Raw genomic sequence first — 15,773 nt, forward strand, 5'->3', positions numbered from 1 at the left:
ATTTGGAGGAACTCGTATGAACAATGGTGCGTTGACCAGAAAGCTAGGTTTTTGGGCAGCTTTAGCAATTGCAGTGGGAACGACAATAGGTTCAGGTATTTTTGTTTCATCAGGAGATGTTGCCCGGGCTGCTGGAACACCTTCGCTGGCGATTCTTGCTTGGATTATAGGAGGATTAATTGCTATCCCGCAAGTCATGGTATTAGCAGAACTATCAACTGCCTACCCGCAAAATGGAAGCGGTTACGTTTACTTAAACAAAGCTGGATGGCGCCCTTTAGGCTTTCTGTATGGCTGGGCAACGTTTTGGGCTTTAGATCCTCCGTCCATTGCAATCATGGCATTGGCGCTTGTATCTTACATAGCGACGTTTCTGCCGTTCTTTGATGGCTTGCCAGGGAAATTGCTGGGTATTGCGATCATTTTGATTATCACTTCTATTCACTATCGAAGTGTTAAAGAAGGCGGGTTATTCCAAGTTATCATTACAGCCGTTAAGATCATTCCCTTCTTAATTGTGATTGGTTTAGGATTGATGTACATGAATCCAGGAAATTTCTCATATACCCCACCTTCAGGTTCAGGTCCAACAAGCTTGATTGGAGGAATATCGGCAACTACTTGGGCATACACAGGAATGGCAGCCATTTGCTTTATGGCAGGGGAATTTAAAAATCCGGGCAAGGTTCTACCACGTGCCCTTATCGGTTCTATTTTGATAGTGATGTCTTTGTATACATTGCTTGCGGTTTGTGTCATCGGCTTAATGCCATTTGAAAACCTACTCGCATCTAATGCAGCCTTATCAGACGCTGTAAAGTTCATACCAGGATTATCTGATATTGCTTCATCGTTTGTGGCGGTTACCGCCATTATTGTCATTTTAGGCTCTTTAAGTTCATGTATCATGTTCCAGCCACGTCTTGAATATGCGATGGCAAAAGATGGCTTATTCTTTCAGCGCTTTGCTAAAGTTCATCCGAAGTATGAAACCCCGAGCTTCTCAATCGTAGTACAAGTTACGTATGCTTGCATTCTGGTCATGTTCAGCAACCTGACTGCTTTGCTGGGATATTTCACGCTTATTCAATTGCTCATCAATATCATGGATTTTGCTGCAGTCTACAAGTGCCGCAAACGAGGTGATTATAAGCCGGTTTATCGTATGCCAATGTGGAGAGTCACTACTATGCTCGCTATTCTAGGCGCAGCTTGGCTTGCTTGGGGCACATTTACTTGGGCACCAATTGAAGGCATGATTGCAGCATTGATTGTAGTCGCCACAGGACTTCCTGTGTACTACTACTGGGAAAAGAAATATGGTGGCAGAAAGAGCGAAGAAGCAATGGTTTGGGACCTTAAAACTGAGAAAATCAATCCTGTTGAACAAAAATAGAAACTATTTGTTTAATTTGTTATATTAATTTATAATACAAGACATAACAAATAAAAAATGGAAGGAAGATGAAATTGCTAAAATACGATGAAGAATTATTTTTGAAACTGGTGGAAAAAGAAGGGCTAGCTTATAGAGGGAAAATTGAAGAAATTGTAGACGAGATTTGCGACAAAGGCTACAGCAACATTTTCCTTATTGGTGCAGGTGGAACCATCGCGATGATGTATCCTTATGAATATATTTTGAAAGCCAATTCAACAATCGAAGTGCAAGCACAAATAGCGGCGGAATTCATGGTGATGAACAATAGACGCTTCAGCGAAGACTCTGTTTGTATTTTCACATCTGTCTCTGGAACAACGGAAGAAACAGTGGCAGCGGCTAAATTCTGCCGGGAAAAAGGAGCAACAACGATCGCCTTAGTGGCAGAACCGAATACACCGCTTACTTATGCAGTCGACCACTGCATTACGACTGGATCTGAAACGCATTCTTTTGACACGTTCTTCATGCTGTTACACATGGTCGTATTCCGGTTTATGCACAACAAAGGTGAATTTCCACAATACAAGAAATTCATAGAGGAAGTTGCACTGTTGCCAAAAGCGATCTTAAACGCGGTGAAGGCATTTGATGTGAAAGCAGAAGAGTTTGCTATTAAGCATAAAGACACGGATTATCACATGATGGTCGGTTCCGGAAACTTATGGGGCAATACTTACTCTTACGCAATGTGCATTCTGGAAGAAATGCAATGGATTCATGCCAAGTCGATTCACGCAGCCGAATTCTTCCACGGTACACTTGAACTGGTTCTGGAAGACACCAGTGTTATTTTGCTGAAAGGCGAAGATGAAACAAGACCGTTGATGGATCGTGTTGAAAGATTTGCTGAAAAGATTACAAAACAACTTACTGTTATTGATACGAAAGATTTTGAAATGGAAGGAATAAGTGATGAATTCAGAAGCCACTTCTCTGTCAACATCAACTGGGCATTATTAAGCCGTATCAGTGTATATTTAGAGCGTGAAAGAAATCACCCATTGACTCTTAGAAGATATTACCGACAAATGGCATATTAACATGCTGATGGGCGCTACTTTGTAGTGCCCATTCCTTAATATCAGAGAAAGTAGGGAGAAAGATGAAAATTGTGACGCTCGGGGACAATTGCATGGATGTTTACCAAGTGAATGATCAGGCATATCCTGGAGGAAACCCAGTGAATGCGGCGGTATATTTAAAAGAGTTAGGCGCTGAAGTCGCTTATATCGGTTGGATAGGTTCTGATTCATACGGAGAATTGATGAGAGAGGAGATCCAGGGAAAAGGCGTAGATACTACTCATCTTTCAACAAAAAAAGGGAAAACGGCAGTTACGCAAGTCGAGTTACATGGAAACGACCGTTATTTCGGTGAATACGATGAAGGAGTTATGGCTAACTTCTGCTTAACAGAGGAAGAAGTGGAGTTTGTAGGAACGCACCAGCTTGTACACTCAGGGATTTGGGGACATGCTGAAGACAAGTACCTGCTGTTCAAGGAACTGGGGATTCTTACGTCCTTTGATTTTTCCGATCAACTAGGTCATGGATTGGTAAAAAGTCTTTCGCCATTTGTAGATTATTCATTTTTCTCTTACACAAAAGATGATGACTATATTCGCCAATTTTTGAAGGAAGTTAAAAATCGGGGGTCGCAAATCGCTGTGGCTACATTAGGCGAGAATGGTTCCCTTGCTTATGATGGAGAACGTTTCTATCGGAGTGGGACAGTGGCAACAGAAATAGTAGATACAATGGGAGCAGGGGATTCATTTATAGCAGGTTTTCTTTTCGGAACCTTAAAGGGACTTTCAATTGATGAATGTATGGAATTGGGATCAAATACTGCTGCCAAAACAATCGGCTATTTTGGAGCGTGGTGACGGGGATTGGAAATCTATGTATAATAGAGACTAAACAATCTATTGATGGATAAGGATGAGTTAGTATGAATTTAAATCCTTCAACCCCCCAGCCGTTATACATGCAGATTAGGCAAATGTTGAAGAATGATATTCAGCAAGGAAAATATCAGCCAGATGAACAAATTCCAACGGAAGCTGAACTATGTGATATCTATAATGTTAGCCGAATCACAATTCGAAAAGCTATTGAGGAATTGGTGAAAGAAGGAACTTTAACACGTGTTCCGCGTAGAGGTACTTTTGTTACAACTAATAAATTCCATAACGAATTATTATCTGTAAGCGGTTTCTCGGAGTTTAGCCATCAGTTAGGCATGATTCCGAACTCACGTATTTTAAGAAGCGAAGTTATACCAGCATCCGAGGAAGTTGCAGGTCATCTTTTAATTGATGTGGGAAGTCCGGTTTTAGAGCTGGAGCGACTCATGTACGTAAATGATCATCCTCTTTTTTATGATATTGCTCATTTTCCTTTAATTCGTTTTCCCGATTTAGAAAAGAAAATTGCAATGGACGAATCCACGTACAAAACCCTTTCCAAGGAATATCAAACAGAAATTATTAGTAATGATAAAATCATCGATGTCATTGGTGCCACAACAGATTATGCAAAATTGTTGGAATGTGATGTTGGTGCAAACTTGTTTAGGATTTTAAAAATTGCTTTTGATGCAAATGACGAACCTGTTCATCTGTCTACTTTTATGTGCGAAACAAATAAGGTGAATCTAACAATTCATCGAGCAAAGTAAAGACATTTTGAAATACTGAAGGGCAATCTTAAGGTGAAACTCCAGCTGCGCTGTACAGGTCAGTCGAGGAGAACCGCTTGGGTGGGAAATAGAAATCCACGAGATCGACTTCTTCGACATGAAAGACTAAAGGGATTGCCTAGGCAATCCCTTTAGTCTTTCTCGGTATTTCAGCATCTGTTTTATTTTAGTTAAAAAAATCCTTTTCTCGTTTTAAAATCATTAGTCAAAGAAAGGGGAAGCAGAAGACAGCTTACTCAACATCGTCTTGCTGAATTTAATTAAGTCGAAGTTAAATTCATTTGTAAGTATAGTTAAAGAAATTGGTTATTACAATAAGTGAATAAAGGGAGATATATGATTTCTGCGCTCGGCAATGGTAAGAAAAAAAGTTAAAGCATGGAATATATCTAATCTTTAAAACGACCCTTAATAGATGGACGAAAAATTAGAGTATCTATTAGTACTTATAGAAAGACAGCAGGCTTAACACAGGCCTCTTTTTATTCTGGTTGTCAATGATTTAAAAGACAGTTCCTTAAAATCAATATTAGTTTATCAATTAATGTGCTACCTATAAAAATTATTAAGATAAGAATAACTAGTTAGTCTACTAATTAATTGTTGACAGCTAAATTTCGTGGTGATATATTTAGTGGGCTAAACATTATGGCTAGTGGAGGGAAATCTATGAAAGTCTCTGTAGATTGTGATATCCGTGAGTCTTTAGATAAAGTATCATCCAAGATGCGCCGGGACTATAGTGAAAGCTTAAGAGAACTTAATCTATACGTTGGCCAGGACAATTTGCTTGCCCGTTTATGGGCAGGGGATGGAATCACGCAAATGCAATTATGCGATCATTTGAAATGCGAGCCGCCGACAGTCACCAATATGGTTAAATCGCTGGAGCAAAACGGATTTATACTCCGCAAGCGCGATGGACAAGATGGTAGGGTTATGCGGATATATCTAACGGACAAAGGAAAAGAGTTAGAAGGTCCAGTTGATTTTAAATGGAAACAGCAGCAAGAGAAATTGCTGAATGGCATTTCATCGGAAGAACGCTTAGTTCTAAGAGATTTAATGAAGCGGATGGAGAGAAATTTGTTTTAAGTTCTCTCTAACTACTTACTTAGCAGGCTAAGTATTAATAGATGAAACTAAGTTTCTTAGGAGCGTTAATTTCGAGGTTAGTAGAAATTAATTGTTTAGCAAGCTAATTAAATGGAAAGAGACATACTTTTTTAAAAGCTGGGAGGAAAATTATTAAGCTCGAGGAGAGCATAATTATATGCATAAAAGAACGTCCCGGAATAAGCGCAAAAAAGATTATTAGTTGTATAGACTTAAAAACAATCAATTTATCATCCGTGGAAGAACACAGTTCGGAAGGTTCTATCTATAAGCATTTGCGGATATTGAAAAGAAATGGAAGTGTTCATAATCGAGGGGACCGCTGGTACAGTATGGATCCCGTCAAATAGACTATGAACTAGCAATCTTTTCAACCTATATGAAATCTATTTCAAAGGGTGATAGTCATTTAAGAAATAGACGGCAAAGGCACTAAGAGTGATAAGTGAAATAGAATTTAATCATTAAGACTATATTTAACAAGGTTTACTCTAGAGAAAAAAGTGAATGCGATAATTCTATGCAGGCACATGTAAAGGATTAGAGCTTATCAAAAATAAAGGAGATTACCAACATGATAAAACAAAAAGAAATGCAATTGGCGTTACAGATGGTTTCCGGTTACGGGGGCGAATTCAGCGCTTGGAGAATGCCGGGTACCGACCCAGCAGCCTATACCAATATGGACAGTTACGTGGAACGAGCGAAATTAGCGGAAAAAGGGAAGTTCCAGATGATCTTCATTGCGGATACGCCGGCGTTGCCAAATGATTTAGGAGCTCAAACGCCGATGTTTCCGATGGATCCGATGCTCGCCCTGCTGTCCGTAGCGAGGGAAACGGAAAAAATCGGTCTTGTTGCCACCCTCTCCACGACGTTCAATTACCCTTACAATTTGGCGCGGCAGTTTAAAGCGTTGGATGTGATAAGCCACGGACGCGTCGGCTGGAATGCAGTGACCACATCCGATCCATCCGCGGCATCAAATTTTGGTGCGCAGCCGTTAAGCCGCAAAGAACGCTATGCCATGGCTCATGAATCGATTCAAATCGTGCAAGCTTTATGGGGGAGCTGGGAAGAAGATGCCTGGACGCTGGATATAAAAGGCGGAAAGTTTGCCGACATGGCCAAAATACAGCCGGTCAATCTTAAAGGCCAGTATTATTCATCCCGTGGTCCATTGCCGATTCCTCCTTCTGAACAAGGACAGCCAGTGATTTTCCAAGCTGGCGGCGGTTACGAAGGGCTGGAACTGGCTGGAAGCTATGCGTCCGGTGTCTATGCCAATCCTTATGACATCGCTTCTGCCCGTGAACATCGGCAAGCGCTTCGGGAGAGTGCAGTCCGTTTTGGGAGAAATCCGGATGACATCAAAATGTATGCCGGTTTTATGTTTTCCATCGGGGCGACGGAAGAAGAAGGGCTGGAACGGCGAAGAAAACTAATGAGTTTTAATCCCGAGGAGATTCCAAGCCGGGTCAGTTACCTTGGAGCCATGGTGGGGTTACGGCTATCAGTACATACAGTAGATATCGACCAGCCTTTACCGGTTGACTTGTTGGAACGTGCCTATGCTAGCCCTCAGGATCCCCGTTCCCCTAGAGCTTTGGAACTGCTAAAGCAAGGCCTGTCCATTCGCGACGTTCTGGCGCATGGCGTCATCAATTATCACCCGGTCGTTGCCGGTACTGCTGTGCAAGTAGCCGACTTTTTGGAAGAATGGTTTTTGGCAGGCGCGACGGATGGGTTTTCGGTTGTTCCGGATATTGCCTACGATGGTGTAGCCGATTTTGTGGAGCAGGTTGTTCCGATTTTGCAGGGACGCGGGCTTTTCCACAAAGAGTATGAAGGAAAAACGCTACGCGAAAACATGGGCGTACCTTATCAGTACGGAAACGCGGAGACTAAGTGATTTGCAGAATACGAGATTTCTATGAGTAACAAACGTCAATAGCTTCAAATTTATAAACAAGGCTATGCAAATAAATTAACCATTATTAAGTTAATGAGATTACTGGGAGAGAACAAATGAAGAAACAATACAATACAAAAGCGATTTTGGCATCGCTGCTCATCGTCGGGTTTGTCGGCATGTTCAGTGAGACCGCCTTAAACATCGCCATGGTGAATTTAATGGATGTGTTCCACATTTCAGCGGCAACCGCACAGTGGCTGACGACCGGATTTTTGTTGACATTGGGTATTTTGATGCCGATCAGCGGCTTGCTCTTGCAAATGTTTACGACGAGACAGCTGTTCATTGGTGCGCTCATTAGCTTGATTACAGGGACATTAATTGCGGCACTAGCGTTCAATTTTGAGATGCTGATGGTGGCACGGGTGCTGCAGGCAATGGGGATGGGCTTATTGCTGCCACTCATGTTTAACACCATTCTGGTCATCTACCCACCTGAAAAACGGGGAGCGGCTATGGGATTTGTTGGCCTTGTCATTATGTTCGCACCGGCAACCGGCCCGACCATTGGCGGTTTATTAATCGAATACTTAACATGGCATTACATTTTCTGGTTCTCACTGCCATTCCTGGTAATTGGGCTATTGATTGGGCTGAAGTATTTGGAAAATGTGACTGAAGTGACAAAACCACGGATCGATTTGTTTTCGGTCCTACTGTCCACCATCGGTTTTGGAGGAGTGGTCTTTGGGTTCAGCAAGGCCGGTGAAGGAGAGGCGGGATGGGGCAGTACGGTCGTTATCACGTCCATCATCATTGGGCTGATTGCTTTGTTCTTCTTCGTGCTGCGTCAGAACTCGATGAAAGATCCGATGCTGGACCTGAGTGTTTTCAAATTTCCGATGTACGTGGTGGGACTGCTTCTGGTCATGATGAGTATGTTGATTATTATGTCGAGCATGATCATTCTGCCGATGTTCCTCCAGACAGGTGCCGGATTGTCTGTCTTTATTGCCGGGCTCATGCTATTGCCTGGCAGTGCGTTGAATGGGTTGCTTTCACCAGTTATCGGCCGGTTATTTGATAAATTCGGACCGAAATGGCTTGTCATTCCAGGACTTATTCTTATTACAACGATGTTATGGTTCTTTACCACATTAACCACTGCTTCATCAGTGGCATTTATCGTAGCGCTGCATATCGGGTTGATGGTTGGGATTGCAATGATCTGGATGCCTTCCCAAACGAACGGCTTGAATCAGTTGCCACCCGAATTATATCCGCATGGTACGGCAATCATGAATACACTCCAGCAAGTGATCGGGGCAGTCGGGACGGCGGTAGCCGTCAGTATTTTGACAGGCGGTATGGAAAATTATCTGCATCACTCTGCAGCACCGACAAAACCGTCAGAAATGGCCAATGCGATGGCTTCAGGTTTGCAAAACGTCTTTTTGTTTACTGTAATAATCGCTATTTTTGGCCTGATCATGGGATTCTTTATTCGCCGGGTAGTCGTGCGGCGAGAAATGATTAATTCGCCGCATTGATCGATTAGACATATTAAGAAACTCTAGTAAAAGAAATACAGGTACAATATGGCATTAGAAGTACTTAACTGAATGGACTGCCCAAAAAAGAAGACCAGCAGCTTAAATAATAGCTGCAGGTCTTCTTTTTCATGTTCACCCTTCTAACGAGTGGAAGATTCTTATGTTTGCTTAATATTTAGCACCCTTTGGCTTCGGTCTTACTAAAAAATTTTGATGCGATGAATCTAGGGATTTTTTGAATTAAGAATTATAGGTCTCCCGGTTAATTCTCACAATATCGTCATGTGTCATTCCAGCTGAGAACTTCTCCATTACTTTATCCCGCTGGATGGGTGCTTTTTCTTTATCGGCCTTTTTCAAGGCTTCGACTAATTCTTCTTTTGTCAGTTCGGTGCAGTAGGCAGGAGTTCCAGGCTGCTCTCTCCAGGAATCACTTAACGAACCGCCATCCACTGCATCGAAGCCAAGCTCATTCACTACGTCGATCATTACTTGTTTTTGTGATGGGCTATCACCGGCAATTGCCATGGCAATACGGCCTTCCGTGCCATCAGGAGTCCCTTTATTTTCTAACGTATATGCTAACAGATTGTTGAATGCTTTAATAATGGGCCGACCTAATTGATTTGAAACCCAAACACTTTCAACCATTCCATTTTCAATTTCCTTAATCTGATTGTCTCTAAAAGGATAATAGTTGGACGTGTCTGCAATGATGACGTCCTCTCCAACTTGATCGATGATAGGGCGGATGCTCGGCATGACATGAAGAGGGAGGGAGAGTAGAAGAACGTCAATGTTGGTGATAACCTCTTCGACATCTACAGGTGTTCCTGCAATATCCTTGCCATCCAGGTGTTCAATATTCCGGGCATCTGCAATTTTAACCTCATGCCCATTTTTAACTAATTTTTTTGAGATGCTTGCCCCTATTGGTCCAGCTCCTATGATTCCAAACTTCATTTTTCTTCCTCCTAGAATATTATTTCACCTATTACTTATCATGTTGGATTAAATCAAGTGAACTGACACTTAGATAACAAATATAGTTAGTAGGCTAAACAAATTGTAACATAGAATATTACTAAAAAGAAACGCAGACGTTTCAGTGAAATTTATAACTTCAGGTGATTATTTTGATTTATAAGAAATGATAGTGGACCGTCCATCTACAAAGTACCACTTCGATGTACATCCGAAATACGCAGAAGTTCTAACCAAGTGACCATCGTCAAGCCGGGCAATTTATAATTGCTAAAACTTTATGGGCTTTAAAATGAACTGGCCCAAAACATAAAATGGTTTAAACCTATCGCAGGACATGTGTACGGTAAATTACTGTGCTCCTTCTCTGCATCGAGTTGCAGAGAAGGATAGACGATTCGCCCGCTATCCGAGATAAACTTTCATCAAATAAAAACTGCATTCGATTGCCGGATTGATGCCCGACAATTGAGTGCAGTCCTTAAAGGAGTCTTTGAAATTGAATTTCATTCATATAAGCGGTGTGCGTTAATGAATGCAGCAAAAAGAGATCAATAAACTTCTGTGAGTTCAGTGTCTGAATAAACGGAAACCTGGACAACCGCTTTCCCCTCACCAATGTTTTTGACAAAATGAGGCACACAGGCATTCCAGCTGAAAGAATCTCCCGCTTCGGCTACGATGGAATCTTCTCCTTGTTCAGCAAGGATTTTTCCTTCAAGGACCAGATGGGACTCCAAGCCTTCATGTGCATTGCTTTCTCCGGTAGACGCACCAGGAGGAAATTCGACAATCATCATCCGCAAACCTCCGATAGAAGATAAGTGCTCCACCTTCAAACTGTTGTACTTGGAGTAATTTCGCTCGTCTTTTCTTACAACCCGCATATGCTCCTGTTTTTCCAATAGCAAATAGGGTAGCGGCACCCTCAAATAGTTTGAAATGGTCTGCAGTGTACTAATGGAAGGGGAACTATTGTTATTTTCGATGTTGCTGACAAAGCCTTTTGACAAACCGGTTTCTTCACACATCTGCGCAATCGTGATTTGCTTGCGGTTGCGTATGCTCCGGATTTTCGATCCAATGTCCATTTTTTTCTTCACCTCTTATGTTTCATTATAGAGAACTTATTTCTATTTTAGCAAACAAATTGTTGACAATCTAGCAGAAGGTTGTTATCTTATAAGAAATAAAGATTCTTATTAGAAAACAAAAAGCCGATTGGCTATTTTTTCTGCCTGTAAGTTTATTAATAAGAATAATTTATCTCTTAAAGAATTTAAAGAGAACAAGAAAGAGAAAGGATGGTCAAAATGAATGCACCTTTGGCTTTTGAACTAAAAAAGCCCCGTAATGCAGATCCGGACAGAACTTATCCCGCACTTTTTGTCATGCACGGTATGGGCAGCAATGAAAAAGATATGCTGAATTTGGTGAGTGGACTGGAAGACCATTTTTATATTTTCAGTATACGCGGCCCAATTGAACGTCCACCTGGATATGCTTTTTTTACAATTGAGCGATTTGGAAAACCCCATCAAGAGGTGTTTCAGGCAGCTGCCGATAAAGTTTCGGATTTTATCGGCTGGGCTGAAAGTGAATATCCGCTGGATGCAAGCCGGATTTACTTGCTTGGGTTTAGCCAGGGAGCCATTCTTTCGATGGCAATAGGATTGTCTTTGGGAACCCGCATCCGGGGCATTGTTGCTTTGAGTGGGTACATTCCGGAATTTGTTAAAACCGAGTTTCAGCAAAGTTCAATGGAAGGGCTGTCGCTGTTCATCTCGCACGGAGAACAAGACCCGGCTTTGCCTTTTGAATGGGGACAAACAAGCCGGAATTATTTCCAGGGCTTAGGGGCGGATGTGACGTTCAAGAACTATCCGTCAGCACATACTGTATCGCTGCAGAATTATAAGGATTTTGAAAAGTGGCTGCTAGATTCACTGGCATGACCCAAAAGAGCTAATAGAGGAGGAAATTATTATGTCAAATAAAGTAGAAGCAAGCACTGTATTGTTGCGTGTTGTATTGGGAATCAGTTTCTTTGTCCACGGATTGGTGAAATTTCAAGGAGGGATCGGCAATACTGCAGGATGGTTCGACAGCATCGGCATCCCTGGATCTTTGGCATATGCTGTGGCTTTAATTGAAATGATAGGTGGATTTGCATTGATCATTGGACTGGGTACACGCATCGTCTCCGCATTGTTGGCAGTGGTGATGCTTGGCGCAATTTTCACAGCAAAATTGCCGGCAGGATTCTTAGGCGACGGTGTGGGAGCAGGATATGAACTGGACATTGCTTTCATGGCAATCGCTATTTTCCTTGCAGTGAACGGCAGTAGAATGCTGGCAGTAGATGGCATCATTTCAAAAACACAGCAACACAAACAGGAATCTAGCCAGTCAGTTTAATGGCTATAAAAGAAAAGGCATTTCCGGTTACCGTAAAGGTAGCGTGGAAATGCCTTTTCTTTTGGTATTTTTGAATTTACGAATAGATCAACTGATAAATTCAATCTCGTTGATACATTCAAGTGACTTCAATAATGGATAAATATGCTAAAGTGAAAAAAGGTAACATATAGCTAAAGGAGAATAGAAAATATACTTACTTGGATGTTAAAAGGATATATGCACACTAGGAGGAGAAAACGACGGAACAGTTAATAGAAAAACTCTTAAGTTGGATCAGCCTGGCGAATAAACCAATTGTAATCGGCGTTTCCGGGCATGGCGCTGCCGGAAAAACGACGTTCACAAATCGGCTTCTGAACCTGATGGATGAAAAAAAGGTCAATTACCTGAACACCGATCCGTATATTGTGAGTTCACAAGTCCGTAAGCACACCACTATCGACTATTCCTATCAAAACGAAAATCATCGGTATAAAATGACCGCCTGCCATCCGGCAGCGCATCATCTGCCTTCCCTAGAAAGAGACGTCCAGATGATAAGGAATGGGATGGATGTATATACGATAGCTACGCATTACAAACAAAGCGAGTTTCTCTCTTCCAAGAATAACGTGACGATCGTAGAAGGGATGAGTGCGGCGTTTATTGATCCCGCTTTATTTGATGTGAAAATTTACTTCTATACAGATGGCGAAACAGAATTCAGGAGACGGTCGGGTCGTGATGTGATTGAAAGAGGAACCGAAATTAATTATCTAAGACAGTCCCATGAAGAACGCCGGATACAATATGAACTGTTTATGCATCCTTATAGCCGGCATTTCGATATTATCATCAAAACGACCGATGAACAGACAAGCGTAGAAAAAGCTGTCTTTGATTTCAAATGGAACTCCCAGTAACTTAAGAACAAAACAGCAGAGTGTAGTTGGATATAATAAGAAATAAATCAAAATAATCACGAGGGAGCAATGAAGGATGACTTCCTATCAAATAAAAAAACTAATAATCGAAGATTATCATAAATGCAGTAATATTTGGGAGATGGAAAAGAATCCAAAGATGACTGTGGCGTTTTATGACGAGTTAGTCAGTGGAAACCGAATTACTTTTATTTATTTAGTGAATGATGAGTTTGTAGGGGAAGGTTCTTTGGTTCTTCAAAACAATGATCCAGCGTACACAATCCCTGGTAAACGAATTTACCTGTCTCATATGATTGTTAAAGAAGAGTATCGGAATCGTGGAATAGGCGGCATTATTGCAGATTATTTGATTGATCATGCGAAAAAAATTGGTTATGCAGAAGTTTCACTCGGTGTAGACACAGATAACTTAAACGCAAGACATCTTTACGAGAAGAAGGGGTTTACAAATATTTTATATCATGGCGAAGATGAATACGGGGAATTTGTAAAGCTTTTAAAGAAACTAACTTAAAGCATATACACATTTTGATTTTCCGAACTTCATTTTCTTACTAAAAAAATGAAGTTTACATCTCCTTAATGAAATTTATAACCTGTTAAACCGGAATTACAAGACGACAATCAGGAGGAACAGACTATGCCAACACAAGAGTGGGAAAATCGGATGGATGACGGGGACGACCTGTTTTCAACAGAAAGTATAGCGGCAGCTGAAAAAGTGCTTCAGTCTTATATTGATGGAATTTCTCGGCTTCAAGAACCGACCGAAGAAGAACTGATGGAAAAAGTGAAAGAAGTGGTTCTTCGCTTGAATGCAGTGAATGAAGAATACAACTTCTTCATTGAGACTTTAGAGCGGGAAGAACTCTGTGAATTCATCATGGAACATGCAAAGAAAGCCGGTTTGGTTGCCGATGAAGACATTACCGAAGAATGGCGGGAGTGGTAAGGAAATTCCATAAGGATAGATAAATACTTTTTAAGAAAACAGAAAGACCTTAGTAAAACAGTTGATATGCCTGGATTAACAAAGACATTGCCTCTGCTAGACCTAAAATTAGAACGAAGAAAAGACTTGTTTAGCAGCAATTCTTTTCCCCGTTTATTTGTATAGTTTAGCTTGCGAGTGCAGACAATGGCAGCACATTAATTCCTGATTTATGCATGTTCAATGAAACTCTTTCACACGGGCATTACCGCCTTGCCTAGTTCACTTGGATTAGTTAGAGCGTTTTATCAGCTGGTATCTCAAGAGTTCTCCAATGATCTTAAATTAAAAAAAGGAGAGAGCAAGTTCTGCTCCTCCCTTTAGTTTGTGAATACTTCCCAATCGACGGTGTATATTCGATTGTTGATAAAAAGGCGAGACTATGTTGCAAAAGTCTTGAGTGCTTTGAAGAAGTTCCAGCTCTTCAAATGTGAAATCCAGGGAAAGTTAGGATGGAGTTAATGGTTGATATGGGGTTAGGTTCTTAATCGCCACTTCCCGTCTTATCATTCGCCAACTCTTCTATAAAATCGTAAGCAATTGCTTCAGTTTCTGCTTTGTAGAAAAAACCCTGGTATTTTACCGTATCGCTTGAATGGATGACCAAGTCTTCCATTACTTCTCCCTCATTATCTAAAAAGATCGTTCTATAACCAAATTCCTTCTCTCCGATTGAAGGGACTCCTTTTTGAAAAGTGATGTTGTTCAAATCGTCGACAAGGTACCGGATGTCGCTTTCTTCCGTGATCTCTGTTAATTTTACCGAGTTTCCATTCAAAATTTCTATTTCAGCTATTTGGGCGGATTCTAAATCTAAAATTTTATTGGGAAGATAAGTCCATGCAAAAAGCAGGAGTAATAATAGTGGAACCGCGATGAAAAGGCGTTCCATCCCCCTTATTGTCTTCATAGTAGTTGCCTCCTTACAGCATAGTGGCCATTACAGATTTGTTTAGTATAATCAAGCAATCCGGAAGCATTGGCAATGATTGCACGGCTCCCCTTATACACAGCTTTCATAGTGGGCCAAAGAAGTTCCAGTGCGCGGCGAAAAGCAGGGTACAGTTGTGAATCGCTGGATCGGCCCCTCCCAATCATCTTTACGGATTTCTGCGTAGTTTCCCTGTGTATACGAAGAAATGACTTGACGCCAAAATCTTTGTGCAGGAAGGTTAGCCTCCAACTCCGCAACTTCCCAGTTTCCAGGATATAAATCGAATAAGTAGCATGCTGCTTGTTTCCCGATGCCTTCTTTGCGGTATTTTTTAAGGATAAAGAATTCATTGATTTTGAAGTAGGATGAACGATGCACCCCCTCCAAAGCAATCTCTCTCACTAAGGCAAAACCCGCAAGTTTTCCGTCAGCTTTTATAAAAAATGGAAAGTGCCCCGGAACTGTCCAATAATAGTCAAGGTACTTGTATCCATAAACTCCGTCTTCGTTTACATCTTCAGATTCAAATTCCGAGAAATCGTATTGGTACAACTCCAGCAAGCTTTGCATAGCATCTCTTTGGGCCAATGCGGCCTGTATGATTTCAATTTTCATCATTCATCCTCCGTTCGTTCTGGCTAGCAGGCTTTTATATTTATGAAAACCGTTCCAATCCTTTAACTTAAAACGACTTTACCGGAAAGAAATGAAATCTAGATGAAAATTGAGCTGGGAAAAATTCTTTGCTAAGAAAAAGTACCGATTGAATGAAGTTTGCATTGGTTTATA

16 protein-coding genes are annotated in these 15,773 nt (G+C 41.3%); 12 read left to right on the forward strand and 4 right to left on the reverse strand.

The genetic code is table 11. The features are described from left to right. Positions 1 to 16: 16 nt before the first annotated feature. From QWY22_RS09140 to QWY22_RS09170, 7 genes are all read left to right on the forward strand, one after another. Complete coding sequence (locus QWY22_RS09140) at positions 17 to 1,396, forward strand: amino acid permease (RefSeq protein ID WP_300984113.1); 1,380 nt, start codon at positions 17 to 19, stop codon at positions 1,394 to 1,396. A gap of 74 nt (positions 1,397 to 1,470) precedes the next feature. Beyond that, complete coding sequence (locus QWY22_RS09145; RefSeq protein WP_367281307.1) at positions 1,471 to 2,484, forward strand: SIS domain-containing protein; 1,014 nt, start codon at positions 1,471 to 1,473, stop codon at positions 2,482 to 2,484. A gap of 62 nt (positions 2,485 to 2,546) precedes the next feature. Continuing rightward, the gene (frlD, locus tag QWY22_RS09150; RefSeq protein ID WP_300984116.1) at positions 2,547 to 3,329 is read left to right on the forward strand and encodes a fructoselysine 6-kinase; all 783 of its coding nucleotides are present in this window, start codon (positions 2,547 to 2,549) and stop codon (positions 3,327 to 3,329) included. 65 nt (positions 3,330 to 3,394) lie between these two features. Beyond that, positions 3,395 to 4,123, forward strand: a complete 729-nt coding sequence (locus tag QWY22_RS09155; protein WP_074510692.1) for a GntR family transcriptional regulator — start codon at positions 3,395 to 3,397, stop codon at positions 4,121 to 4,123. 690 nt (positions 4,124 to 4,813) lie between these two features. After that, positions 4,814 to 5,239: a MarR family winged helix-turn-helix transcriptional regulator gene (locus tag QWY22_RS09160; RefSeq protein ID WP_053168225.1), complete on the forward strand. Its 426-nt coding sequence runs from the start codon at positions 4,814 to 4,816 to the stop codon at positions 5,237 to 5,239. Positions 5,240 to 5,834: 595 nt separating this feature from the next. Next, positions 5,835 to 7,172 (forward strand): NtaA/DmoA family FMN-dependent monooxygenase, encoded by a 1,338-nt coding sequence (locus tag QWY22_RS09165; protein ID WP_300984117.1) that lies wholly within the window; start codon positions 5,835 to 5,837, stop codon positions 7,170 to 7,172. 116 nt (positions 7,173 to 7,288) lie between these two features. After that, positions 7,289 to 8,725 carry a DHA2 family efflux MFS transporter permease subunit gene (locus QWY22_RS09170; RefSeq protein WP_300984118.1) on the forward strand — a complete coding sequence of 479 codons (1,437 nt, stop codon included), beginning with the start codon at positions 7,289 to 7,291 and terminating at the stop codon, positions 8,723 to 8,725. 243 nt (positions 8,726 to 8,968) lie between these two features. On the opposite strand, the gene QWY22_RS09175 is transcribed toward QWY22_RS09170, so the two are convergent. Beyond that, positions 8,969 to 9,691 carry an NADPH-dependent F420 reductase gene (locus QWY22_RS09175; protein ID WP_300984120.1) on the reverse strand — a complete coding sequence of 241 codons (723 nt, stop codon included), beginning with the start codon at positions 9,689 to 9,691 and terminating at the stop codon, positions 8,969 to 8,971. 572 nt (positions 9,692 to 10,263) lie between these two features. Continuing rightward, positions 10,264 to 10,803, reverse strand: a complete 540-nt coding sequence (locus QWY22_RS09180) for a helix-turn-helix domain-containing protein (RefSeq protein WP_300984121.1) — start codon at positions 10,801 to 10,803, stop codon at positions 10,264 to 10,266. Between the two features lie 222 nt (positions 10,804 to 11,025). On the opposite strand from QWY22_RS09180, the gene QWY22_RS09185 reads away from it, so the two are divergent. The 5 genes from QWY22_RS09185 (at position 11,026) to QWY22_RS09205 (ending at position 14,011) form a co-directional block, all read left to right on the forward strand. Further along, on the forward strand, positions 11,026 to 11,667 hold the full coding sequence (locus QWY22_RS09185; RefSeq protein WP_300984122.1) for an alpha/beta hydrolase: 642 nt from the start codon (positions 11,026 to 11,028) through the stop codon (positions 11,665 to 11,667). A 31-nt stretch (positions 11,668 to 11,698) separates the two neighbouring features. After that, positions 11,699 to 12,130, forward strand: a complete 432-nt coding sequence (locus QWY22_RS09190) for a DoxX family protein (protein WP_300984123.1) — start codon at positions 11,699 to 11,701, stop codon at positions 12,128 to 12,130. Positions 12,131 to 12,384: 254 nt separating this feature from the next. Beyond that, positions 12,385 to 13,035: a uridine kinase family protein gene (locus tag QWY22_RS09195; RefSeq protein WP_300984363.1), complete on the forward strand. Its 651-nt coding sequence runs from the start codon at positions 12,385 to 12,387 to the stop codon at positions 13,033 to 13,035. 76 nt (positions 13,036 to 13,111) lie between these two features. After that, positions 13,112 to 13,573: a GNAT family N-acetyltransferase gene (locus QWY22_RS09200; protein WP_300984124.1), complete on the forward strand. Its 462-nt coding sequence runs from the start codon at positions 13,112 to 13,114 to the stop codon at positions 13,571 to 13,573. 126 nt (positions 13,574 to 13,699) lie between these two features. Then, positions 13,700 to 14,011, forward strand: coding sequence for a hypothetical protein (locus QWY22_RS09205; protein WP_300984125.1), 312 nt, complete (start codon positions 13,700 to 13,702; stop codon positions 14,009 to 14,011). 523 nt (positions 14,012 to 14,534) lie between these two features. Here the strand turns inward: QWY22_RS09205 and QWY22_RS09210 are convergent. Both QWY22_RS09210 and QWY22_RS09215 read right to left on the reverse strand, forming a co-directional pair. Continuing rightward, a complete protein-coding gene (locus QWY22_RS09210) occupies positions 14,535 to 14,960 on the reverse strand; it encodes a hypothetical protein (RefSeq protein WP_300984126.1) in 426 nt (141 codons plus the stop codon). A 93-nt stretch (positions 14,961 to 15,053) separates the two neighbouring features. Further along, positions 15,054 to 15,599, reverse strand: a complete 546-nt coding sequence (locus tag QWY22_RS09215; RefSeq protein WP_367281300.1) for a GNAT family N-acetyltransferase — start codon at positions 15,597 to 15,599, stop codon at positions 15,054 to 15,056. Positions 15,600 to 15,773: the final 174 nt, after the last annotated feature.

Origin of the sequence: Planococcus liqunii (assembly GCF_030413595.1) — a bacterium.
Classification (GTDB): Bacteria; Bacillota; Bacilli; order Bacillales_A; family Planococcaceae; genus Planococcus; species Planococcus liqunii.